This is a genomic window from Pandoraea pulmonicola (assembly GCF_000815105.2).
Classification (GTDB): domain Bacteria; phylum Pseudomonadota; class Gammaproteobacteria; order Burkholderiales; family Burkholderiaceae; genus Pandoraea; species Pandoraea pulmonicola.
On sequence record NZ_CP010310.2, the window covers coordinates 5,617,338 to 5,639,568 of the forward strand.

General features: G+C 60.1%; 22 protein-coding genes and 1 tRNA gene. All 23 read right to left on the reverse strand.

Annotation, left to right across the window (positions count from 1 at the left end; all coding sequences use genetic code 11):
- Positions 1 to 63: 63 nt before the first annotated feature.
- The 23 genes from RO07_RS24280 to RO07_RS24390 all read right to left on the reverse strand — a co-directional run bounded on the left by RO07_RS24280 (position 64) and on the right by RO07_RS24390 (position 22,192).
- Positions 64 to 1,224: an O-antigen polymerase gene (locus tag RO07_RS24280; RefSeq protein ID WP_039406533.1), complete on the reverse strand. Its 1,161-nt coding sequence runs from the start codon at positions 1,222 to 1,224 to the stop codon at positions 64 to 66.
- Positions 1,221 to 2,141 (reverse strand): glycosyltransferase, encoded by a 921-nt coding sequence (locus tag RO07_RS24285; RefSeq protein WP_039406538.1) that lies wholly within the window; start codon positions 2,139 to 2,141, stop codon positions 1,221 to 1,223. Before RO07_RS24285 ends, RO07_RS24280 begins: the two co-directional genes overlap by 4 nt.
- Positions 2,134 to 3,384: a lipopolysaccharide biosynthesis protein gene (locus RO07_RS24290; RefSeq protein ID WP_039406539.1), complete on the reverse strand. Its 1,251-nt coding sequence runs from the start codon at positions 3,382 to 3,384 to the stop codon at positions 2,134 to 2,136. Before RO07_RS24290 ends, RO07_RS24285 begins: the two co-directional genes overlap by 8 nt.
- A gap of 172 nt (positions 3,385 to 3,556) precedes the next feature.
- Positions 3,557 to 4,645, reverse strand: a complete 1,089-nt coding sequence (locus tag RO07_RS24295; protein ID WP_039406541.1) for a DegT/DnrJ/EryC1/StrS family aminotransferase — start codon at positions 4,643 to 4,645, stop codon at positions 3,557 to 3,559.
- Between the two features lie 2 nt (positions 4,646 to 4,647).
- Entirely contained in the window at positions 4,648 to 5,580 is a 933-nt protein-coding gene (locus RO07_RS24300; protein ID WP_052266857.1) for a GNAT family N-acetyltransferase, read from the reverse strand.
- 2 nt (positions 5,581 to 5,582) lie between these two features.
- Entirely contained in the window at positions 5,583 to 6,512 is a 930-nt protein-coding gene (locus RO07_RS24305; protein ID WP_039406543.1) for a hypothetical protein, read from the reverse strand.
- A 9-nt stretch (positions 6,513 to 6,521) separates the two neighbouring features.
- Positions 6,522 to 7,190, reverse strand: coding sequence for an acetyltransferase (locus RO07_RS24310; protein WP_039406545.1), 669 nt, complete (start codon positions 7,188 to 7,190; stop codon positions 6,522 to 6,524).
- Entirely contained in the window at positions 7,180 to 7,593 is a 414-nt protein-coding gene (locus RO07_RS24315; protein ID WP_039406546.1) for a sugar 3,4-ketoisomerase, read from the reverse strand. Before RO07_RS24315 ends, RO07_RS24310 begins: the two co-directional genes overlap by 11 nt.
- Positions 7,594 to 7,665: 72 nt before the next feature.
- Entirely contained in the window at positions 7,666 to 8,706 is a 1,041-nt protein-coding gene (locus RO07_RS24320; RefSeq protein WP_039406547.1) for an NAD-dependent epimerase/dehydratase family protein, read from the reverse strand.
- 2 nt (positions 8,707 to 8,708) lie between these two features.
- Positions 8,709 to 9,983, reverse strand: coding sequence for a Vi polysaccharide biosynthesis UDP-N-acetylglucosamine C-6 dehydrogenase TviB (gene tviB / locus RO07_RS24325; RefSeq protein ID WP_039406549.1), 1,275 nt, complete (start codon positions 9,981 to 9,983; stop codon positions 8,709 to 8,711).
- Positions 9,984 to 10,135: 152 nt separating this feature from the next.
- Positions 10,136 to 10,507, reverse strand: a complete 372-nt coding sequence (locus RO07_RS24330) for a MarR family EPS-associated transcriptional regulator (RefSeq protein WP_052266858.1) — start codon at positions 10,505 to 10,507, stop codon at positions 10,136 to 10,138.
- A 309-nt stretch (positions 10,508 to 10,816) separates the two neighbouring features.
- Positions 10,817 to 10,892, reverse strand: a tRNA-Ala gene (locus tag RO07_RS24335).
- 160 nt (positions 10,893 to 11,052) lie between these two features.
- Entirely contained in the window at positions 11,053 to 12,762 is a 1,710-nt protein-coding gene (gene soxB / locus RO07_RS24340) for a thiosulfohydrolase SoxB (protein ID WP_039406551.1), read from the reverse strand.
- Between the two features lie 201 nt (positions 12,763 to 12,963).
- Complete coding sequence (locus RO07_RS24345) at positions 12,964 to 13,410, reverse strand: TlpA family protein disulfide reductase (protein ID WP_115089294.1); 447 nt, start codon at positions 13,408 to 13,410, stop codon at positions 12,964 to 12,966.
- 318 nt (positions 13,411 to 13,728) lie between these two features.
- Positions 13,729 to 14,379 carry a sulfur oxidation c-type cytochrome SoxX gene (gene soxX, locus RO07_RS24350; RefSeq protein ID WP_039406553.1) on the reverse strand — a complete coding sequence of 217 codons (651 nt, stop codon included), beginning with the start codon at positions 14,377 to 14,379 and terminating at the stop codon, positions 13,729 to 13,731.
- A gap of 19 nt (positions 14,380 to 14,398) precedes the next feature.
- Entirely contained in the window at positions 14,399 to 15,184 is a 786-nt protein-coding gene (gene soxA / locus RO07_RS24355) for a sulfur oxidation c-type cytochrome SoxA (RefSeq protein WP_418303731.1), read from the reverse strand.
- Between the two features lie 264 nt (positions 15,185 to 15,448).
- Positions 15,449 to 15,760: a thiosulfate oxidation carrier complex protein SoxZ gene (soxZ, locus tag RO07_RS24360; protein WP_039406555.1), complete on the reverse strand. Its 312-nt coding sequence runs from the start codon at positions 15,758 to 15,760 to the stop codon at positions 15,449 to 15,451.
- A gap of 32 nt (positions 15,761 to 15,792) precedes the next feature.
- Positions 15,793 to 16,260, reverse strand: coding sequence for a thiosulfate oxidation carrier protein SoxY (gene soxY, locus RO07_RS24365; protein WP_039406557.1), 468 nt, complete (start codon positions 16,258 to 16,260; stop codon positions 15,793 to 15,795).
- Positions 16,261 to 16,387: 127 nt separating this feature from the next.
- Positions 16,388 to 16,717 carry a c-type cytochrome gene (locus RO07_RS24370; protein WP_039406559.1) on the reverse strand — a complete coding sequence of 110 codons (330 nt, stop codon included), beginning with the start codon at positions 16,715 to 16,717 and terminating at the stop codon, positions 16,388 to 16,390.
- An 82-nt stretch (positions 16,718 to 16,799) separates the two neighbouring features.
- Positions 16,800 to 17,915, reverse strand: coding sequence for a c-type cytochrome (locus tag RO07_RS24375; protein WP_052267471.1), 1,116 nt, complete (start codon positions 17,913 to 17,915; stop codon positions 16,800 to 16,802).
- 103 nt (positions 17,916 to 18,018) lie between these two features.
- A complete protein-coding gene (gene soxC, locus RO07_RS24380; protein ID WP_039406563.1) occupies positions 18,019 to 19,383 on the reverse strand; it encodes a sulfite dehydrogenase in 1,365 nt (454 codons plus the stop codon).
- A 192-nt stretch (positions 19,384 to 19,575) separates the two neighbouring features.
- Entirely contained in the window at positions 19,576 to 19,923 is a 348-nt protein-coding gene (locus RO07_RS24385; RefSeq protein ID WP_039406565.1) for an ArsR/SmtB family transcription factor, read from the reverse strand.
- Between the two features lie 481 nt (positions 19,924 to 20,404).
- Positions 20,405 to 22,192, reverse strand: a complete 1,788-nt coding sequence (locus RO07_RS24390; protein ID WP_084072794.1) for a ShlB/FhaC/HecB family hemolysin secretion/activation protein — start codon at positions 22,190 to 22,192, stop codon at positions 20,405 to 20,407.
- Between the last annotated feature and the right edge of the window lie 39 nt (positions 22,193 to 22,231).

Genomic DNA, 22,231 nt, shown 5'->3' on the forward strand with positions numbered 1-22,231 from the left:
CCGGCTGGCCTTCGTTCATGCGAATGTGCAAAGGATGGGCCGGGATAAGCCGGGTCGCCGCCTTCAGTGGCCGCTCGCCACGGCAAGCGGCGGTTGCACGCGGGCGACTCTCCGAGGCGCGGGCGAAACGGAGAAAAAAAGCGGTGACAGAATCATCGACATCCAGATAATGCCGGATGTCGTGTAGTAATCGTAAAAGATCGATAGCGACAAGACTGTCATGTTGACGGCCGCCCAGACGCGCAACATTCCGTTGCCGGTTCTGCGATACGATTTATCCAGTGCTCCCGATGCCAGGCCGATGATCGCCATGACAACGTACAGGCCGATGGTGCCGTAATCGTTATAGAACACGCCGAACATTGTGTAGACATTTGTCGGCAGGGGTGTGAGCACGTTGGGTAAACTGGTTGCTGGAACAATGTCGATGAAGTTCGCCAGCATCGACTGCAACGGGAAGAAAGATAGGAAAAAGCCATCCAGAGCCCCCTGCCCGGCGAGAAGCACGTCGAAGGCATGTAACGGCGCGGCAGCATACACAACGAAGCCGAGCTCGGACGTAGATTTTCCAACGATCTCGCCGATTAGGGCGAATCCGAAGAAGAGAACCCCGATCACGAGTAGGATGCGTACCGCCACGCCGATATTGATCCGCTTGGGCAATACCCAGAAGTAGAAAGCGATCAGCGCGGCCACGAATAATGACGAACGTGCGGACGACAGATAAATGTTGAACAACACGGCCATTAATGCAAGCGCCAGACTCAAAAAACCGAAGCGACGTCCGTAAGCGATTGCGTATGTGGGCATCAGGAACAGGAAGAAGTTGCCGAGCGACAGCCCCTTGATGACGTTCTGCCCGCCCTCCATGGTCATGATGATCCGGTATTCCATCACCGAGTCCGGCAAGAAAAACCCCGGGCCGACCATCAGAAAACGGTCGAGCAAACCCAGCAGGAAGAACAGCCAGAACATCGCTAGAAAAGTTCGGTGCGCCATCTGCGCCGACAGCCCCAATCGCGAGAAACGGCACAACAACCGGGCGCCGCCCAGCTTGACAAAACCCCAAGCGAGCAGCCAGTAGCCGAACAAGAAACTGGCCAGACCAGTCCCCATTACGGTCCAATATTGATCGCTGAAGTCATAGAAAATGCCGGCCTGCCACGACAGAATGTGCGCAACGCATAGCACGCCAATCAGGACCAGCCAGGCACTCGCTCTCATGGTTTCACCCGCCCCAATGTCACAACGGAAATGGCAATGGCGCCGCATGCTGCAACCGTCGGCCACACCTTGAGACTAGCGAAGAGCGCGCGCAGATAGTGCTTCCTGCCATCCAGACGCCGCAAAAGCCGCAAATGGATCGCGTAGCTTCGCAGCGCGTCGAAAACGTACTCGGGGTGATGAACCGCCACCCAGTTAGTGGTATTGAGCGCGTCGAGAATTGCCTGCCGGTTGAGTGACGATGACGTGGACGTCGTGTTTAATTCGTGTCGCCGGTACTTCGCCAGCACTTTGTCCACGTACCCGATGGTTCCGCCATTGACTGTAGTGGCGATCCAAAGCGCCCAATCCGACGCCACGGGCAGCGCTTCATTGTAGCCGCCGGGCGGCAACGAAGCGCGGCGTACCATCACGGCATTTCCTCCAGCGAAACAACCATGCACGATCAACTCGCGTACGGTCCCTTCGCGCGCAGGATTCTTGCGCCCATTGTAATAGCCGAGCACCTTGCCCGTCGCAGAGTCGAAAATCTCAAGATTGTGGTAGCACAGCACGCAATCCGGATGACGACGAAAGTAATCGAGCTGCGCGGAGATCTTACCGGGCAGCATCACGTCGTCGCCTGCGTGAAACGCGATGTATTCGCCCACGCACAAAGAAAGTGCGATGTTCGCGTTTCGCGTAATACCCACGTTCTTTTCGTTCAGATTGACCGTGAACTTTCCCGGGTACGCCTCAGCGTATGCCTTCAGAATGTCTTGCGTGCCGTCGCGTGAAGCATCATCGGACACGACGATCTGGAGGTCTTCGCTATCCTGCGCAAGCACTGAGTCGAGCGACTCACGAATGAACTGAGATGCGTTATAGGTGAGAACGAGAACACTAACCTTCGGCGCAGAAATTGAATCGTCACGCATGATGTGCACGCCCCAAATGCTTGATGAAGAATCCGTTGATTACGACGGACAGCAATTGCCCGCTCACAAAGGTTGCCACTGTGCCAATGACGCCGTATTGGGCCGTCAGCAGGTAGCCAAGTGGAAGCATCAGCGCCCCAGTTACGATGGTTAGGGTCGAGGTCGCGGCGAAGTAGCCAAAACCGATCCAAAACGGTGCCATCACCAGACTTAAAAACAGTCCGGGCGCGCCTATGACCAGCACGATATACAGCGCACCTGCATCTGCGTATTGCCCACGAAAGAAATGATGCGCGACAAACCAGCCCCCCCCCGCCGAGAGCGCAGCCAGCAGGCAATGCACGGCCAGCCCCTTGTAAACTATGCCCCGGAAGCGCTGCCACGCCAACTTTGCACCCAACTGTGGGACGATCTTGTAGCCGAACTGCGCAATCGCGAAAGGGAGGATCGAGAGTGCAGCGAGCAATTGCACCGCGATCTGGTAATCAGACGCGGCCTTGGCTCCAGCAAGCCTGAAGGCAATCAGCACGTCGACACCACCAAAGATCACGGTACCGATAATGCTCGGGTGCAGTCGAAATGACTTACTCAACATCCCGAAAAACGTTGACCATTCAAACGTGAGATGAACTTTACGACGGCGGAACTCTGAGATCAGCCCGTAGCAATAGCCCAATATAATGACCAACTGTCCCGCCACCAGGGAGACAAGCACTTCAACAGCATTCAGATGACTATTGAGAAAGCCGAGAACCAGTACGCCCCCCCAAGCGACCGTCTTGCCCACCACGATCGCCTTGTTGCCGGTATTGAGTCGCCCGAGCGCTGTCAGGAACGCATAAAAATACAGTTCGAGAACGAATATCGGCAGGCCGATCGCTAATAGCGGCCAGTACGGTTCGACATAAATTCGCCGAAAGTCATCCGACACGCACCCGTAGGCATAAAGCCCCGATAGCGCAATTGCAGGAAACAACACACATCCTGCAAGTAAGCTGCCTCCGATGTCACCGACCGAATTGTTGCGGCGCTCGCTGATCAGGTGAATGGATATCTGCCCAAAACTCAGAGAACTCACAATCGACACGGTCTTCAGCAGCGAAAATCCGGCGATGTACATGCCGCGGTCGACCGGCTTCATCCACGAGGTCGTGATGAGCAGGAGCACCAGCTCCGAGCCAAGCACATAGCCGCGCGAAAACCCTGAGCCGAAAATCGCGCTGAGGACATCTTTCTTACTCAAAACATTTCCTTGATAACGCGGCGATTGCCGGGCACGGCCCCGTCATGGCATCGATGCGCAACGTCGCCCGATTGCCGGCGCGTCAACGCCGCAGTCGCGCCACTGTATGTCAACCGGAAATCGGACGCCGGTCCGGTGGCCCCTGGGGGGCCGTGGCCACCGGATGCGTGCATCACAGGCTCTTGATCACGCTGTCGATCACGGTCTGAACATCGGCTTCGGTCAGCGTCGGCCCCATCGGAAGGCTCAGTACTTCCTCGTGGATGGTCTCGGAAATCGGGAACGCTCCCTTGCCATAACCGAGATCGGCGTAGGCTTCCTGAAGATGCGGCGCCACCGGATAGTGAATCAGTGCCGCGACACCACATTCTTTCAAACGTTGCACCATCTGATCACGGTGCTTGGTGCGAATGACATACAGGTGCCAGACAGGCGCCGTCTCGCTCATGACCTGCGGCACGACCACGTCACGCAGACCTTCGGAATAGGCTGCGGCGATGCGACGGCGAACCTGGGTTTGATCGTCGACGTGACGAAGCTTGACGCGAAGGAATGCGGCCTGCATCTCATCCAGACGTGCGTTGTATCCGCGCAGCTCGTGCTTATACTTCACCTGTGAACCGTAGTTGCTCAGCATGCGCACCTTGGCAACAAGTTCGGCATCGTTCGACGTCACGGCACCGCCATCGCCCAACGCACCAAGGTTCTTTCCGGGATAGAAACTGAACGCGGCAGCGTCGCCAAGCGCACCAGCCTTGCGCCCCTTGTACATCGCACCATGCGCCTGTGCTGCGTCTTCGATAACACGAAGACCATGCTTTTTCCCGACCGCCACGATGGGGTCCATATCAGCCGGCTGACCGTAGAGGTGTACCGCAATGATCGCTTTGGTACGTTCGGTGATGGCCGCTTCTATCTTCGCAGGATCGATGTTGTAGGTATCGATCAACGGCTCCACCGGGACCGGCGTTGCACCGCAGTACGTGACGGCCAGCCAAGTTGCGATAAACGTATTGGACGGCACGATGACCTCATCGCCCGGCCCAATATCGTACGCGCGCAGAATCAGATGCAGTGCGTCAAGACCATTGCTAACCCCCACGGCCCCCGATGTTCCACAGTAAGCGGCGAACTCAGTCTCGAATGCCGAGACTTCCTGGCCGTGCACGAACCATCCACTTTGCAAGACCCGGTCGAAGGCCCCCCTAAGTTCCGCCTCGTACGCCAGGTTGATTCCTTTAATGTCGAGAAATTGAATCATCTTTACAAACCCCATTCGTAAAAGTCGTGAACCATTCCACGTCCACCGAAGCCTTCCTTTTGCTTGATTAAACCTTCGTTCAGGAACTGCCCTTGTTGCTCGGTGGAGATACCAAAACTCAGGTACTGTTTATCGGAAAACGTCGTCTCGATCAGATTGACTAGCAGAAAATCGAGCGCGCCCAGCACTCGGCCTTCGTCCGACGAAGCCATGTATTGCGTATGCACAACGTGCCCGAAATCAAATACTAGAGAAGCGGCCAGCAACCTGTCTTCAAGGAGAACGCCGAAGAGACGGATGTTCTCGGGGAATCGAGATTTGAGAAGTCTGAGTTCCACGACGGAGTGGACCGGTGAGCTTCCGAATCGGGCCAGTACAGATTCCAGTAACGCGTGAAAACCTTCCGTATCGTCGATCTCTTCAAAACGCGCACCGGCCTTAGGTGCTTTGCGAGCTGTGTTCTTACGTGAATCACTGAACTTGGGACGTGCCGCAAGTTCGACCACCGAAGACAGATCTCTTCGATACAACCGTGCACCCGCGCGGAACAACGCATACAGGTCTTCGTCGGCGGGATAAGTATGAAACACTCGCGGTACCGGCTTGTAGATAACCTTCTTGAAGCCAGCAGCCTTGAAGTGTCCTGACATGGCAGCGAACATATCGAGCACGCTCGTGGCATGCACGTCCTTGCCGTAGACAAGCCCACCATACGTCAAACCACCGTGACTCACGACACTGTCGCCATGTGCGCTGCATGGAAATACCGCAACCGGTTTGCCATTTTCGTGGAATATGACCGAGTGATCCGTGAAACGGTCTGCGTGATAGTCCATGTAATTGCGCAGATGGAGAAACGTGCCGTTCTTCGAGTTGCGAACGACACTGTCCCACGCATCCTTCAACGCCGGGCCATAATCGGTAACGTCGGCCATCTTCACGCGAGCACGATTTGGTTGCCAACGGCCGCACCGAAGCCGTTAAGCCCCATCTTATTGCCGTTATAAATCATGAGCGTCCGGTTATCATCGCTGATCAGGGTCGGGTAGCAAAGCGTCTCGGAGTCCCACCCCGACTCGGAGGGGGCGATTCCAAGGCTCAAATCGTCGCGCTCCCACTTGATGCCATCGATCGAGCGAAAGAAGCTCGGCGTATATTCGCCCGAAATCGTGCCCTTGGTTGCGTACATCACGTACGATCCATCGGCGATCTGGTAGACCTTCGGACGCCCGATCCGATACTCCGGCCGCACGGCTTCCACGCACGTGATGGCCGAGCGGGGAATATTGAGTAGGTCCTTCGTCTCGGTGTAGCAGATGTGGTATTGCGGATACGGAACGCCGTTGATCATCTCCCAACCATCGCCGCGCGCGAACCAAAGGCGCCAGATCCCGTTTTCGTAGCGTGCCGTATGAATCGCGCCAATCGTACTCTGAAAGCGGTCGCGCTCGAGGATCGGCGACTCGCTCAGACGATGGAACGTCTCACCGCCGTCTTCGGACAATGCCACGCCGGAGAACGCGAGAAATTTCGCCTTCTTGACGAGCTGGAACCCGACGTAGAAAAGATAGACGCCGGAGGGCGTTTTTACGACGTCGCCCATGATGACGCCGTTGTCGTCGAAGCACCCGTCGCGACCGATGTCGAGCACCGGCGTCTTCGAGACACGCAGAATACGCGACGGATCACCTGAGGCGATATCGACGAAGCCAATACGGCTCACGCCTTCAGCATCACGGAACCCGGCAAAGACACGAATCGTCTCGTCGTTGAGTCGGAACGGCTGCGGTGTCAGCGCGGAATTACTGAACCACTCGTGATTTGCGTGCTTGGCTGCGTCGAACACAAGCCCCAGTTTCGTCCACATGGCGTCCCCTTAGATTCCGGCTTCGAAGCTCGACTTGCCTGGAACCGTTCTCGCGGGGCTACCGGCGTAAATGCGTTCTGCTTCGGTGTCCTTCGCAATATGGCTACCAGCGGCAATCAAGCAGTTCTCTGCAACGCGTACATTATCGTTAAGCGTCGCATTGACGCCGATGAACGTACCCGATCCGATATCGCAATAGCCGGAAATCACAGCGTGCGACGTGATAAAGCAGTTGTCGTGAATCACGCTGCGATGGCCAACGTGATTGCCGCTCCAGAGGATACAGTTGTTACCGACCGTCACGAACGGTTGAATGGTGTTCATCTCGAATATGAACGAATTCTCGCCGATGGTCGCGTTACGCCAGACGAATGCGCGGCTACTGACGTACGTCGCAAACGAATAGCCCTTTGCCTTCAGGTCCTGGTAAAAGCGGGTACGGGTGCGATTCATGTCCGACGCCGGAATACCGGTGAAGGCGAGATATTCACCTGCCGGAAAACGGGTCTCCACTTCCTCATAGGGAACGACAGGGAGGTTGTACAGCGTCGATTCCTTGATGTATTCCTTGTTCACGCAGAAAGCAACGACTTCGTAGTCGCTGTCATACGTGAAATATTCATAGGCAATCTGCGCAAATTCACCGGCGCCGACGATGAAGACTTTCTTAGCTTCCATGCGATTCTCCATTTGCGATTTCAAGGAACTCCTTATAGTCGCGGATGTAATCCGACTCGTCGTAGTGCGCGTTGGCCAACACCATCAGCACACAATCCGACGAAAAGTCGTACATTTCACGCCACATCATGGATTCGATCAACAGTCCTTGTGCTGGATTGTCCAGAAACAACTCCACGCGCTCGCTGCCGTCATCCAGGAGAAAACGACATTGCCCACGCACGGCAATCACCATCTGTCGGAGATTGCGGTGAGCGTGCATGCCGCGTTTGATCCCTTCTTTGGTACCGAAGAGGTAATAGACGCGTTTAATCTCGAAAGGTACGTTGCGCTGATCTTCCAGCGCGATCAGAGCGCCTCGATCGTCGCCGTGTTTTTGCAGTTGAACCAGCTCAATTTCCATCTTCAGCCCCCTTCGCGATCCATTCTTCAGTGTTGTAAAGTGTGCCGACCGAAACGGCGTCCGGCCGCACAATCAGGCAACGCGCGTTTCCATGAAATCGACGTACCAGTCCATCGCTTCTTTCAGGCCTTCACCGATACGATGTGTCGGTTGATAACCCAGCAGACGTCGGGCTTTATCAATGTCGGCTAGCGAGTGACGAACATCGCCCGCGCGGAAGTCACGGTAGACGGGTTGTGCGCCGGTCAAATGCGAGTACTTCGCAGCGAGGTTCTCGCGCAGGTGGTGATAGAGCTGATTCAGCGTGGTGCGATCACCGACAGCAACGTTGTATACCTGATTGATCGCGTCCGGGTTGGTCACGGTTCCGGCCAGAAGATTGGCCTGCACGGCGTTGTCGACGTAACAGAAGTCCCGGCTCGTTTCACCATCGCCGTTGATAAACACGGCTTCGTTGCGAATCAACGACGCGATCCATTTCGGAATGACCGCCGCGTATGCGCCATCCGGGTCCTGGCGGCGTCCAAAGATATTGAAATAGCGCAGACCGATCGTGTTCAGTCCATAGGTGCGCGCAAATACGTCCGCATACAGTTCGTTGACCAGTTTAGTCACAGCGTAGGGCGACAGCGGTTTGCCTGTCTTATCTTCTACCTTCGGCAATCCCGGGTGGTCGCCGTAGGTTGAACTGCTCGCGGCGTAGACGAAACGATGCACCTTGGCGTCGCGCGATGCCACCAACATGTTCAAGAACCCGTCAATGTTGTTCTGATTGGTGTTGACCGGATCGGCAATGCTGCGCGGCACTGAACCCAACGCCGCCTGATGCAGCACGATGTCGACGCCATCGCAAACTTGATGACACGTCTCGATATCGCGGATGTCGCCCTGCGTGAATCGGAAATTAGACCATTGCTCGGGAGATATCTGGCGCTGCACTTCATCGAGATTGCGCTGATGGCCGCCACTGAAGTTGTCTAGCCCCACCACGCGCTGATTCAGCGAAAGAAGAGCCTCAAGCAAATTACTGCCCACAAATCCGGCGACACCGGTCACAAGCCAGGTCTGTGGCGCGGAGCTGAGTTGCAACTTGAGATTTTCGAAAGCAGTCATTCTTACAGTCTCAGATCGGATTGATTTGCGCTCAGTACATATTTGAGGTCGTAAAGCACGCTAGTGGCTTTACCGAAAGCGCGAATTGCCGCGGGTCCCATTGCCTTGAATTGCTCATGGGCCACGGCGAGGATGATCGCGTCATAGCTGCCGGCCGCCGGAGATTCCACTGGTGTGATGCCGTATTCATGACGCGCTTCGTCAGCGCTCACCCACGGATCGTAGACGTCTACGTCGCAGTTATAGTCCTTAAGTTCGGCAACGATATCCACCACACGCGTATTACGCAGGTCAGGACAGTTTTCCTTGAACGTCAGCCCCATGACGAGGACCTTTGCACCTTCCACATGGATACGCTTCTTGGTCATCGCCTTGACGAGCTGCGCCACGACATACATACCCATGCTGTCGTTCAGACGACGGCCAGCCAGAATGATTTCCGGGTTGTAGCCAATGGCTTGCGCCTTGTGGGTGAGGTAATACGGATCGACACCGATACAGTGACCGCCGACCAGTCCGGGGCGGAAGGGAAGGAAGTTCCACTTGCTTCCCGCTGCTTTCAGGACAGCTTCGGTGTCGATACCCATCTTGTTGAAAATGAGCGCCAATTCGTTGATCAACGCGATGTTCAGGTCGCGCTGCGTGTTCTCAATGACTTTGGCGGCTTCCGCCACCTTGATACTTTCCGCCTTGTGCGTGCCGGCCGCCACGATCTGGTTATACAGATTGTCAACGAGCACGGAGACCTCGGGCGTCGAACCGGAGGTAACCTTCTTGATTGTCGTAACCCGATGCTCCTTGTCGCCCGGGTTAATGCGCTCCGGACTGTAACCACAGAAAAAGTCGACATTGAATTTCAGGCCGGAGTGCTTTTCCAGCACCGGCACGCAGTCTTCTTCGGTACATCCGGGATAAACCGTCGACTCATAAATAACGATATCGCCCACTTTGAGCACTTTCCCCACCGTCTCACTGGCTTTCACAAGCGGTGTGAGATCAGGGCGTTTGAAGTCGTCGATCGGGGTGGGTACTGTGATGATGTAGCAATTGCACTCGCGAAGATCGTTCACATCCGTAGTGAACGAAAGATACTTTGCTTCGCGAAGTTCTTCGGCCGTTGTTTCCAAGGTGGAATCGTTGCCAGCTTTCAATTCGTCGATCCGGCGCTGATTAATGTCGAAACCAACCACAGAGCGCATGCGACCGAACTCTACCGCCAGCGGCAGCCCAACATAGCCCAGCCCCACAATTGCAAGTTTCACACCCGCTAGATTCATAAATTGCTCCACGACCACGGACCCAAAATCCGAGAGGTTACCAATTTCAGCCTTATTCACCTGCATCGAGTGAAGGCAAAATGGATGCAGATGCTACCAGATCAATGACAGACGCTAGCGGCCACAGTGATGGCGGCCATTACACGAGCAACCTAGATCTTGCCCTGTTGCGCCGAAATTTCTTCGCCCACTTCACACTCTCTTTTAAGTGCTTCTATTTCTTCTTTTAGTGCTTCGTATTCATCCATCTTTCGCTTGAGAAAGCGGCTGGTGAGCGCGGCACGCTCTGCGACACCGGTCGGCGTCAACACGTATACGTAGCCGAATTTGTTCTTTGAATGGGCAAAATTCTGCATCTTCACCCACCCCTTCAGCATCAGTGCTTTGAGACAGTAATTGAGGCCGCCAACACTCACGCCTAGCTTTTCTGCCAACTCACGTTGCGTAAGGTCCGGATTTTCCTGAAGAATGCGCAACACTCGGAAGTACGTGTCTTCCTGAACTCTTGCTTGGCGGCTCGTCATAGGAACGGCGGTCCCTTGAGTTACGGATTTGACTGGGTATCTACGTCAGCAATTCAGCGATGTCACACAACACCGCATCGGACGGAAATTCAATGCCTAGACTGGTTTTGTCAGAACTTGAACAATTCTACCTGTCGTGTGATAGCCTGGACAAGACAGAGAAAAGATATTTTACAAATCGTCCGGCCCCATTGCGTTATTGACCTGTTCGTGACATTGCGGCACACGAACGCAGCGGCGAAGACAATAGGGACAGGGGGGCGGCGGAAGAAGGGCATCAATAAGGACCGGAGATGCCCCAGAGGGATTTGGTGGAGCGGAGGAGGATCGAACTCCCGACCTTCGCATTGCGAACGCGACGCTCTCCCAGCTGAGCTACCGCCCCACACGAAGCAACGATTATAGCGGCTTTTTGGGGTACGGCGAGCAACCGACAAAATTGGTCGGGATTTTGTCCCACACAGGCCGAAATCTCGCGGCGGCCGGTGCTTGACGGACCCCACTTCCAGCGCTCGCCCGCCTGCACCCGTCTGGTTGGGCAGCCTTCAAGCCGCCCCAGGATTCCCCTTCATCCCTTTGATGACGGGCACCTTCGGCGCTTTCGCCACCACCGTCTTCTGAGCCCGGAGATAACGCGCCACCACGTCCCACACCGGTTCGCCCTGCGCCCCTTCCGCCACCGGCGCCCAGCCCGCCACCTTGTACGTCTTGCCCGCCTCGATCGGCTTGCCGTTCAGACGCATCTCGGTGATGCGTCGTCCCATCGGGGCCATCGGGTCGATCGCATAGTCCATACCGCCCACGCGCACCATGTCCCCGCCCTGCTGGTAGTACGGGTCCGGGTTGAACAGGTTATCGGCCACATCCTCGAGCACGGTCTTGATCGTCTCGCCGGTCATCGGCGTGAGCGTCGTATACGGATAGGTAATGGCCGTCTGATCGAGCAACTGCTCCATCGTGATCGCCTGCCCCGGCAGCAGCGACGTCCCCCAACGGAAGCCCGGCGAGAAGCCTATCTCAGCGTCCTTTTCGGCCATCACGGCGTCGAGCAGCAACTGGTCGAACGTGCCGTTGAAGTTGCCCCGGCGATACAGCACGCCTTCGGTCACCGCCAGCGGCTCCGCGAGCTTCGCCGCGAACGGCGCACGCACGCGTTCGATGAGCGCCTGCATCTGGGCGTCGGCCGGCAGCAGATTCGCGAACACCGGCAGCAACTTGTAACGGAAGTCCACCGGCTTGCCGCCCTTCACGTCGAAGTCCAGCACCGCCAGGAACTTGCCGTTCGAACCGGCGTTGGTGACAAGCGTCTTGCCCCCGGCATTGGCAACGACGACCGGTTTGGGCACGCCATCGTGCGTGTGGCCGCCCATGATGGCGTCGATGCCGCGCACCCGCGATGCCAGCTTCAGATCGACGTCCATGCCATTGTGCGAGAGCACCACCACGACCTGCGCGCCCTTGCCGCGCACCTCGTCGACCATCGATTGCAGACGCGCCTCCTGAATGCCGAACGTCCAATCCGGCACGAAATAACGCGGATTCGCAATCGGCGTGTACGGGAACGCCTGCCCGATGATCGCCACCGGCACGCCGTTCATCGTCCTGATCGTGTAAGGCGCGAAGACCGGATCGCCAAAATCGTTCGTCTGCACGTTCTGCGCGACAAAATCGATCTTGCCCTTGAGCTGCTCCTCAACCACCGACTTCACGTGCTCGGCGCCATACGTGAATTCCCAGTGCGCCGTCATGACGTCGACACCAAGCGCCAGCGTGGCATCGACCATGTCCTGGCCCTTGGTCCACATGGCCGTGCCGGAGCCCTGCCACGTGTCGCCACCGTCGAGCAGCAACGCACCGGGGCGCGACGCCTTCATGCGTTTGACCAGCGTCGCCAGATGCGCGAATCCGCCGACCTTGCCGTACGTGCGCGCCGCGGCCGCGAAATCGAGATAGGTGAAGGCATAGGCGTCCTGCGTGCCCGGACGCAATCCATATGCCTTGAGGAACGCTTCGCCCACCAGATGCGGCGGCTTGTTGGCCTGCTCGCCGATGCCCAGATTGACGCTCGGCTCACGGAAGTAGATCGGCAGCAACTGCGCGTGGCAGTCCGTGAAGTGCAACAGGTGCACATTGCCGAACTTCGGCAGATCGTAGAACGCCGCAGCCGCCTTGGCCGCCGCTGTCTCGTGATGCGAGAGCGCCATTCCCCCGGCCGCCGCCACCGCCAACACCTGCATGAATTCGCGTCGATTCATTTCGTCTCCGTGGCAAGCGCATCCGGCGATGCACCGCCCTTGTTGTTATTCATTACGCGACGATTGCGTCGCGCGACGTCCGCCCGGCACTCTTTGCCGGGCCATTGACCTCACCCTCGCTCGATCGGTTGCTTCGAGCTCATCGCACCGGCGCGAGTCGCAAAAAAGCAAGTCGCTACGCCCAGGTGCGAGATCGCAACTTCACTTGCCGGCATAGTCCGCGAGCGCCGCCACGTCCTCGCCGAACATCTCGCCCACATCCTTGCGCAACACCTTGCCGTTGCGTCCGATCACATACAGCTCCGGCAACCCGCGACGCTTGCCGAGCGCCGCCCGCCAGGCGTCGTTTTCCATCCCGGCAGGAAACGTGTAGCCGTGCGCCTTGATGTAATCGACGGCTTCCTGCGGCTTCTTGTCGATGGACAGCGTAACGATCTGAATCGGCTTGCCGCGCGTGGCGTCGTAGAGCTTTTGCACGTGCGGGTTCTGCTGCGCACAGAACGGACACCACGACGCCCAATACTCGACGATGACCGTGCGATCCTTGAACGCACTGGCCGGCAGCGTCTTGCCGTCAAGCAGGGTGAGGGACGGCAGCGTCACCGTATCGCCGACTTCCACGGCATGCGCCGGCGCACTCGCGAGCATGACCAACGCGCTCAACACGACGCCGAACACGTGCCAAGCGCCGCAAGTCCGCAATGCACGCGTCCTCACTTGACGCATCCAACCAGTCTCGGATTTCATGCGGTACTCCGGAAGTCGACAGCGAACGAAAATTGAATGAACGACGAACGGCGGAAGCGAAGGTCCCGAGGCCCGAGTCGAACGAGCCGCCGGATAAGCGCAAGAAGACCGAAGCGCCACGGCAACCCGGCACAAGCCGATGCGCACGATTCCACGATCCCGCGCACGGCGCCAAACCTCGGTCATTCCGCCGAAAAGCCATCGGCCGGACACGCCCGCCTATTGATTGACCGGCGACGCCGGATCGAGCAGCAGCGCCATGACGTCCTTCAACTGCTGCTCCGTCAGGATGCCCGCCGCGCCGAAGCGCGGCATGTTGGAGCAGGCCATGTAGCTGTGCGAGTCGTAGACCTTGGCCCACGTGTACTTGACCACTTCGGGCGAGTCGCCGCGCAGCTTGCCGTAGTGGTACAGCGACGGACCGATGTTGCCGAACGAGATCTCGCTCTTGGTCAGTTGATGGCACGCGTAGCAGTTGCCGCCGTTGACGGTGTCGGCCTTGTCGGAGAACTGCATGCCGCGTCCGTTCTGGGCGACCTTCTCACCCTCTTTCCAGTCGCCGAGATACTTGCCGTCGGCGGGCGCCTTCACGTTGGCCAGCTCCGCCTTCTGCAGACGCTCGGCGATCTTCGCGGGCATCGGCTTGGTGGCGTACTGCGTGCACAGCTTCTGCAATTCGCTCTGATCGATGCGATCGAGCTGCGCGACGCCCGAGCCGCGGAACGAATCGCGCAATTCCTGAACGACGGCAGCATCGGTGGTCCCGGTGACGAGCTTCACACCTTCGCCCTGAGCGAAGGCCATGCCGACGACGAGCGCCCCGGCCGCTGCCAGCGCGACACCCGTCGCGCGCAATGCGAGTGTTTTCATGGGTATGCCTCGCGATCGCTCAGCGCTTCAGGCCGGGGGCGTCCATCTTGCCGCCGTTGGCCATCACACCGAGGAAAGTAATCAGGTCGATCGACGCCTGCGAGCCGTAGTTGAGCTCCGGCATCCGCTGCTGACGGAAGCAGTCGTACATCCGCCACTGGATCGTACGCAGCGCGCCTTGCGAGACACGATAGCCCGGCCATGTCGCAAACGCCTGACGCGCGGCCGCCGGCTTGGTCAGATTCGGCAGATCCTGCAGACGAATGCGCTTGTCGTCCGCCCCGTGGCACGACGCACACGAGAAGTCGTACGGGCCCGCACGGTAATAGAAGATCTTCTGGCCGCGCGCGTAGGCTTCCTTCTCTTGCTTGTGCGACTGCGGCACACGAATGAGCGCACCACGCGACTGTCCCGCGACGTACGCGGTCAGCGATTCGAGATCGGTGGGGTCCTGGCCTTCCTTCGAGAACGGTTGCTTGATGACGTCCGCGCGCTTGAAGCCTTGCAGATTCACCATGCATTCGACGATGCGCGACTCGGCGTCGAGCACGCGTTTCGTATCCGGGAAATAGCGCGGCAGTTGCGCGTAGGCGTCCTTCACGACACCGGCGCCGAGGCCGAGATCGCACTGCGCGAGCGACACGTTGTTCGGGCCGCGCGGCGTCTTCCAAAGTTCTTCGCCACGCATTTCGATGAGTTCCGCCGGGTTGCCGTCGGCGAGCATCTCGCGGTATTGCGCGATGGCATCGGCCGTCGAGCTGTCGGCTGCGAATGCGGGGACACCGATCCCCGCGATGGCGAGCATGCCACCGAGCATGGTGCGACGCAGCCATTCGCCGCCCGCGGTACCGGTTCGCGCCGCGACTGGTGCGCTCGCATGTGCGCTGTTTCGCGCCTCTTTCATCTGGCTCTCCTCTTGTGGGTTGGGTTGGCACGACGACAGGGGGGTGGACACCCCCGTGCACACAACACGACGCGCACGACACGCGTGCAAGCCGCGCGTCCTACCCGGCCGGTGTCGGCGCGGCAGCACGCGTACGCGCCGCCCGCCATACGCCGGCGTTCGCCTTCAGGCGACGGTCGTCTCGTCCGTACGCGAGTCGCCCTTGTTGTCGGTCCACGTCACCGTGACCTTGTCGCCCTTCTTGGCGCCCTTGAACTTGAACGACAGGAACGGATCCTTCGACACCGCCGGGCCCCACTCGGCCGACAGGACCGTCTTGCCGTTGCAGGCCACCGTCACGTTCTGGATGAAGTGTGCCGGCACGATATTACCGGAAGCGTCCTTGCGCTGGCCGGTTTCCATGATGTGGCTCATCAGCACCTTGACCTCGACGGCGCCGCCTGCCTCGCTTGCGCGAATGCGCATCGGATTACCCATGTTTTGGCTCCTCTTGTTCTACGATGCGCCGCTTAACCGCCGCAGCCGCCCAGCGTGACCTTGATTTCCTTCTCGGCCACGAGGAACTTGTTGTCCGCCTTGACGAGCGCATAGACCTTCGAGGTCTGGCCCATCTTCACGCGCGTGGTCACCGACGGCTCCGTGCCATCGGGGATGTCGAACGACGCGGCAAGCGTGTTCGGGTTCTTCTCGATCAGAATCGCGATCGATTGCGTATTCGGCGCCTTGCTGGTCACCGCCACCGGCACGACCGCGCCGTTTTCGGCGATGTCGGGCGCGGTCAGCACGACCAGGTCGCTCGGGCTCGCGCTCGTGCCGCCCAGCGCCTTGACCGTGTCGGCCACGCTCCTGGTGGCAAACGCCGCCTTGTTCCACTCCACCTGTGCCGCGCGTGCCTCTTCGGGCTTGATCAGCCCGGCGGCCACCGCCAGTCCCATTACCGCGGAAAACCGCAGCATGTCGCGTCGCTGTTGGTTCATCTCTGTGTGTTTCCTTCTCTGAAGGCCGCCGATGCGCCATGCGTGTACCGCACCGGCCGCCGTTCGCTCGCCCGGCCCGCCACGCGGTGCTGCATCGCGGCCGGCCGGCGAGCCCCCTGCCCCTGGCTTACTTCGCCGGGGCGCCGGCCAGGACCCAATCCACCAGGATCTTGGCGTCGGCATCCGACATGTTCGGGTGTCCCGGCATCGGGATCGCACCCCAGACGCCCGAACCGCCGACCTTCACTTTCTTGACCAGCTTCGCCACGGCCTCCTTGTCGCCTTTGTACTTGGCGGCGACATCCTGATAGGACGGGCCCACGAGCTTCTTGTCGACCGCGTGGCAACCCATACAGGCGTTGGCGGCGGCGAGCTTGGTCGCTGCCGCGACATCGACACCGGCATGGGCCAGCGAGGCGCCGGCCAACATGGCTGCAGCGATCAGAATCTTCTTCATCGTATCTCCTTCGATTTGTGTAGGGGACGGCGTCCTGCGGCGACTTACGTGGTTTGACCCGGCCGTCGGACACCCTGCCCGCTCAATGTGCACCACGGAGAATCCAGTCGACCATCGTGTGGACGTCGGTTTCGGCGATCTGCGACTGCGGCGGCATTGGCATGCTGCCCCAGTTGCCGGCGCCTCCGGCACGTATCTTCGCCACCAGTTTTTCAGTCGCATCCGACTGCCCATGATACTTGGCGGCGACCTCCGAGAAGGCGGGCCCGATCTTCTTGTCGGTCACGCCGTGACAGGCCAGACAACCGTTCTTGTCCGCAAGCGTTGCTGCCGGTGACGTCGCAGCGGCGGTTTGGGCCGGCGCGTCCGGACTCGCCATGCCGAGCGTGGCGAGGGCCGCCGTCTTGCGCACCGACGCATTTTGCGCGGCGGTGCCCGACAGCGGGGGCAGCTTCGTATCGACACCGCGCACAGGTCCGATGACACGGTTTTGCGCGGCCAGATCTCCATGTGCGTCGCGGGCGTACGCAGGGAGTGCGGACGTCACGATACCAGCCCCAGGACAATCCTGCATACACGCCTTGTTATGAGTATCCGGTTTGTCGCCCACGCGCCACATGCCGTGCGCGCGCGTCATGCCGTTGCGATTGGGCATGAATTTCTGCACGTCGGCGATGTTCCTGTCCGACAGCACGAAGTCCGATGGCACGATCTCGCCGAGGTTCAGGATGTAGGCAGTGACCGCATACACTTCGTCGGGCGTGAGCGAACGCGGTGCGTTCCACGGCATGGCGCGACGGATGTAGTCCCAGATCGTCGACACGGTGTCGACCTTCATGAGCGTGGTGCGCACCGGCTGGTTGTTGGCGCGCAGCGACGCCACGTGTCCCGTCTTGATGTCGTCGGGCGTGGTGCCACCCACGAGCGGATTGAAGACCTCGTTGCTCTCGCCGAACGTGCCGTGACACGACGCGCAGCGTGCATCGAAGAGCTTCTGACCGTCGGCGACGGAGCCCTGCCCCTTGGGCAAGCCCTTGAAGTCGGGCCGCACGTCGATGTCCCACGCGCCCAACTCGGCCGGCGTGGCATCACGTCCGATGCCGGACGGCGCCTTGCCGAGCGATGACGGCGCGCCCTTGACCGCGAGCCCGGAAGCACTCGACGTTGCCGCGGGCGCCGCCTTCGCAGGCGACGACATCCACGCGGCGAGCGTCAACCCGACCAGCGCCAGCGTACTCGCCCAGAGCATGCCGAGCACGAACCACCGGACATTGCGGCTCATGGCGTGCGGCGACTTGCGTTCAATCGACGTGGACATTGGTCACCTCCCCATTCGTTGCCACCTGCCACGTCTGAATCGCGTTGTTGTGATAGATCGACTTGGTGCCGCGCACGTCGCGCAACTGGCGATAGCGCGGCTGCACGAATCCCGTTTCGTCCACCGCACGGCTTTGCAGCAGCGCCGGCGAACCGTCCCAGTTCCAATCGAAATTGAAGCGCGTCAGGCACTTGGGCAAGACGGGCGACTCCAGACGCGCCTGACGCCACGACTTGCCGCCGTCGGTCGACACGTCCACGCGCTTGATGCGCCCGCGCCCCGACCAGGCCAGCCCCGTCACGTTGAAATAGCCGCGATCGAGCAGCGCCTGGCCGCCCGAGGGCGACGTGATCACCGATTTGCACTCCTGGATCGAGGTGTATTGACGATGCTGACCGTCGGGCATCAGATCGACGTAGTGACTGGTTTCGTCCTTGGTATTCCACGGGGCGTCGCCAACCTTGATGCGACGCAGCCACTTCACCCACGAAACGCCTTGCACGCCCGGCACGACGAGCCGCAGCGGATAACCGTTCTCGGGGCGCAGCATCTCGCCGTTCATGCCCCAGGCGACGAGCACGTCCGAGAGCGCCGCCTCCATCGAGATCGTGCGGGTCATGCCCGAGCCATCGCCGCCTTCGGCGAGCACGAACCGACCGCGCTTGGTATCAGCGCCCACATCGTCGAGCAATACCGACAGCGGCACACCGGTGAATTCGCAGCACGACAGCATGCCGTGCGTGTACTGGACGGTCGGCACGGCGGCATTGCCCCACTCCATGCCGGTATTCGCGCCGCATTCGATGAAGTGCATGCGCGAGACGGATGGCAGACGCATGATGTCGTCCATCGTGTACACCTTGGCCTCGCGCACGAGACCGTGCACCATCAGGCGATGCTGCGTCGGATCGATCTCCTGCCAGCCCTGGTGGTGACGTTCGAAGTGCAGGCCACTCGGCGTGATGATGCCGAACAGGCCTTGCAGGGGGGTGAAAGCCACGGAGGCCTGCGCCGTCTGGGTGAGCCCCGGCGACTGACGGCGCTGCAGGTTCGCTTCGAACTTTGACGGCACGCCGTACGGGCGGGCGGCGACCGGCTGGCCCAGCGACGTGGCCCACGGACGCGGCTCGAGAATCATCGGATCGCCGTCGCCAGCGATTTTGGGGGCGTCGGCGGCAAAGGCGGCGCCACCGGCGAGCGCGGCGCCCGCAGCCAGGAAGCTGCGTTGGAGGAAACTGCGCCGCGTGGGGCTCAGCCCGTCGCGCGCGATATCGGCGGCGAGTGTGCCGTCGATGAAATTCTCCGGGGCGCGGCGCAAACGGCCGGCCCGCGATGGTTTGTCGCTCACCCTGTCTCCTCGCGTTTTGTGGCACCCGCCAGCATCCGCGAGGACGCTGACGGGCTTAAGGCACTTGCACGCGGTCTCGTTGCCGCGCTGTCCTGCGGGTCTTGCGGTATTGCGGCGTCACTGGACCGCCACATCGGGTGCGCAACGCCGAAGCGACGCGCCCCTGGGTTTCACAACGGCCTGCGGCGTGTGTCAGTGCCCTCGCGGCATGAAGCCGTCGACGGCCTGCTCCGGCAGGGCCTCCTCCTCGATTCGGCCGGCAACCTGCACGCACACGGCGCGGCAGATCTCGACCACCCCGGTATCCGCGATCGCGTAATACACCTGGTTGCCCTCGCGGCGACGCGCCAGCACACCCGCCTGGTACATCGCACCGAGATGCCGCGATACGTTCGTCTGCGACGAACCCACGTCCGTCACCACATCGCTCACGGAGCGCTCGCCGCCGCACAACGCATGCAGAATCCGCAGCCGCGTCGGCTCGGAGAGCAGGCTGAAGTAGTGCGACACCTTTTCGAATACGCGATCGAGTTCTTCCATGACGGTCTTTCTTTGAGTTCGTGTGGAGGCACAAGGAATTTCGTATATGCCTACATACGCATATACGGATAATCAAAATAACGGGCGATGGACGCAAGTTGCACTGCAACATATCGGACCCGGGCGTATGGGGGCCGAAGGCCGGCGGCTTCGTTGCGTTTCCGTGTATACGGATGGATATAGCGGGTTTCGCTTTATGCGATTGAGCACCGTCCGATGCGACGAGCATGGACGGAGGGACCAACCGGGATGAGGAAAACGCGGTCCGCGGCATCAGGGAAAAACCTGATAAGAAAAATGAGAGGGGGACGTCGCGACGGCGATGATCGGCGCCGTGATTTTCGTCGAACGAAGCCAAGGATACCGCGACGGCGCAAACGCGACGATGGACGAAAAGCGACGAAGGCGGACGCCGTGGTGACGTCCGCCTTCGCGGTCATGACACTGTCGTCGTCGCTGTCGTTTTCTCTTTCACCCGGCCTCACTCGAACTGATAGGACCAGTTCGCGTTGAACCGCAGCGGCCGGTTGGGTGAGTTGGTGGGCGCGTCGGCCATCGGCTTGGCCAACGAGAGATCGAGCGAGTAATACTTGCTGTCGGAGATGCGCATGCCCAGTCCGATCGACGCGAGCTGGTTGTGGAACAACTGTCCGCGGTTCACATACACTTTGGCGGTATCGAGCATCAGATACGGCTGAACTGTCTTGAGATAGCGGAAGTCGGTGCGGAACATGCGGTTGATTTCGATGGACGCCCCCCAGCCCTTGTCCCCCGCCACTTCCCCGGCTGGATAGCCGAGGCCGTAGCGCTGGCCGCCGAACGTGGCCTGCTCGGAGGTCGGCAGCGTGTTGCTGCTGTACTGCGCGCCGGCCGAAACCACGACGCCGAATTCCCAAGGCAGCACCACGCCCTGCTTGCCGTCGAGCGTGAAGCGCCAGAAGCCGAGATCGTACGGACCGAGCACCTGTGCGACGCCCGCGGGCCGCGTGGTGTACGACTGGCTCGCGCCCATCCCGTTGAAGCCCTTGAACACGCCCAGCGTGGCACTGCGCGTCTGCTTCTCCGTGATCTCGTTGTAGACGAGTTGCACCTGCGTTGCGCGCACGTTCGTCTGCGAATTGATGTAGTTTGGTGAATTCGGCACCTCGTAGCGGTCGCGCGAATTCACGCCGTACATGCCGCCGCTCACCGTCAGGCTGCGCTGGTTGTTGAGCAGCAGTGGGTAGGACACGCTCACGGCCACGCGTTTGGTATCGAGGTGACGCGTGAGCCCGGCGAGCGCCTGATCGTCGGGCTGGCCGCGATAGTGCGACGCGTCCAAGCGCGCCTGCAGACCGTTCGAGCCCAGCGGCTGAATATAGGAGGCCGCGTAGAACTCTTCGTCGTTGTGCCCCTTCGGGGCGATGGCCGTGAGCTGGATCTGTTCGCCCAGCGGCGTGAGCGCGTTGCTCGTCACGGTAAACACACCGCGAACGCCGGGGTTGTTGTACGAGAGCGAGGTGCCGAGCGCCACGGGCTGACGCGAGACGTCCAGCGACAACTCGGTCGCGCCGTCGGTCTGTGTGGGCGGTTGCACGTCGGCCTTGATCTTCATGCCCGGCACGAGCGTGAGCAGGTTCAGATAGCGCTCGAACGTGGCGCGCTTGAGCGGACGCTCGGCCTCGATATGCGCCGCAATGTCACGCAGGCGCTGCTCCGACGGGCCGGGCTTGCCGGTGATCTTTGTGCTGGCGATGTAGCCTTCGACGATCGTCACGCGCACGAAACCGTTGGCAAAGTCTTGCGCCGGAACGAAGGCGAACGACAGCAGGTAGCCGGCGTCCTGGTACATCTTCGTGACCTGGTTGGCCGTCTCGACGAGATCGCCGATGGTCACTTCCTTGCCTGCCATCGGCGCGAAAAGCGCCGCGACCTGATCGAACGGCAACGACTTGACGCCTTCGATCCCGAAACGCTGCGGCGTGATCCTGCGCGCAAGCAGGGCCTTGAGGGCGTCTTCCTGCGTGGGTGGCTGAATACGGAGGGTGGGGGCGGGCGCCTTGGGAGCCTCGATCTTCGGGATGCTCTGCATGGGGTCGCCGCGGACCGGACTGGCGTCGGCACGCGCGTGCTGCGTAGCGAGCAGGCCGACGGCGGCAATCGATGCGGCAACGAAGTGAACAACCCTGCAGTGTCGGTGCAACCCGAAGTGGAGCGCCCGATGTGATTCGATGGTGTCCGCACGCGCAACGCGCGACGCGAGACGGGACTCCCCCTGGCGATGCGCCATCCCTATCTCCCCAACGATTATTTTTTCGTGGAGGCAGTG

Bases quoted from the DNA above. Each gene is read 5' to 3' on its own strand.
- RO07_RS24280 (WP_039406533.1), bottom strand. From the start codon at position 1,224: ATGAGAGCGAGTGCCTGGCTGGTCCTGATTGGCGTGCTATGCGTTGCG.
- RO07_RS24285 (WP_039406538.1), bottom strand. From the start codon at position 2,141: ATGCGTGACGATTCAATTTCTGCGCCGAAGGTTAGTGTTCTCGTTCTC.
- RO07_RS24295 (WP_039406541.1), bottom strand. From the start codon at position 4,645: ATGATTCAATTTCTCGACATTAAAGGAATCAACCTGGCGTACGAGGCG.
- RO07_RS24300 (WP_052266857.1), bottom strand. From the start codon at position 5,580: ATGGCCGACGTTACCGATTATGGCCCGGCGTTGAAGGATGCGTGGGAC.
- RO07_RS24305 (WP_039406543.1), bottom strand. From the start codon at position 6,512: ATGTGGACGAAACTGGGGCTTGTGTTCGACGCAGCCAAGCACGCAAAT.
- RO07_RS24310 (WP_039406545.1), bottom strand. From the start codon at position 7,190: ATGGAAGCTAAGAAAGTCTTCATCGTCGGCGCCGGTGAATTTGCGCAG.
- RO07_RS24315 (WP_039406546.1), bottom strand. From the start codon at position 7,593: ATGGAAATTGAGCTGGTTCAACTGCAAAAACACGGCGACGATCGAGGC.
- RO07_RS24320 (WP_039406547.1), bottom strand. From the start codon at position 8,706: ATGACTGCTTTCGAAAATCTCAAGTTGCAACTCAGCTCCGCGCCACAG.
- tviB (WP_039406549.1), bottom strand. From the start codon at position 9,983: ATGAATCTAGCGGGTGTGAAACTTGCAATTGTGGGGCTGGGCTATGTT.
- RO07_RS24330 (WP_052266858.1), bottom strand. From the start codon at position 10,507: ATGACGAGCCGCCAAGCAAGAGTTCAGGAAGACACGTACTTCCGAGTG.
- soxB (WP_039406551.1), bottom strand. From the start codon at position 12,762: ATGAATCGACGCGAATTCATGCAGGTGTTGGCGGTGGCGGCGGCCGGG.
- RO07_RS24345 (WP_115089294.1), bottom strand. From the start codon at position 13,410: ATGCTCGCGAGTGCGCCGGCGCATGCCGTGGAAGTCGGCGATACGGTG.
- soxX (WP_039406553.1), bottom strand. From the start codon at position 14,379: ATGAAAACACTCGCATTGCGCGCGACGGGTGTCGCGCTGGCAGCGGCC.
- soxA (WP_418303731.1), bottom strand. From the start codon at position 15,184: ATGCTCGCCATCGCGGGGATCGGTGTCCCCGCATTCGCAGCCGACAGC.
- soxZ (WP_039406555.1), bottom strand. From the start codon at position 15,760: ATGGGTAATCCGATGCGCATTCGCGCAAGCGAGGCAGGCGGCGCCGTC.
- soxY (WP_039406557.1), bottom strand. From the start codon at position 16,260: ATGAACCAACAGCGACGCGACATGCTGCGGTTTTCCGCGGTAATGGGA.
- RO07_RS24370 (WP_039406559.1), bottom strand. From the start codon at position 16,717: ATGAAGAAGATTCTGATCGCTGCAGCCATGTTGGCCGGCGCCTCGCTG.
- RO07_RS24375 (WP_052267471.1), bottom strand. From the start codon at position 17,915: ATGTCGTCGCCTGCGAAGGCGGCGCCCGCGGCAACGTCGAGTGCTTCC.
- RO07_RS24385 (WP_039406565.1), bottom strand. From the start codon at position 19,923: ATGGAAGAACTCGATCGCGTATTCGAAAAGGTGTCGCACTACTTCAGC.
- RO07_RS24390 (WP_084072794.1), bottom strand. From the start codon at position 22,192: ATGGCGCATCGCCAGGGGGAGTCCCGTCTCGCGTCGCGCGTTGCGCGT.